The 256-nt window shown below is 38.7% G+C and carries 1 protein-coding gene; it reads left to right on the forward strand.

Annotated elements, in window-relative coordinates:
* Positions 1 to 256 (forward strand): helix-turn-helix transcriptional regulator (locus GUI70_RS25960; RefSeq protein WP_161884605.1); only part of this gene is annotated, 256 nt, incomplete at both ends.

The raw sequence follows: 256 nt of genomic DNA on the forward strand, positions 1-256 counted from the left end.
ATGCGACTATATCGAGTTACATTTTCATGAAGATTTAAGCCTTTCGGAATTAAGCGAATATGTTGGGTGGTCAGAGAGCCATCTGTCTAAAAAGTTTACAGAATCGCTAGGTGTAGGATTCCAGCATTTCTTAAATACGACGCGAATTGAGCATGCGAAACTCGATTTGACATACACAGATGAAACGATTACTGATATAGCATTGCAAAATGGCTTTTCAAGTGCAGCGAGCTTTGCGAGAACATTTAAACACTTT

The organism is Deinococcus alpinitundrae (assembly GCF_009982895.1).
In the GTDB taxonomy this organism is placed as follows: domain Bacteria; phylum Deinococcota; class Deinococci; order Deinococcales; family Deinococcaceae; genus Deinococcus; species Deinococcus alpinitundrae.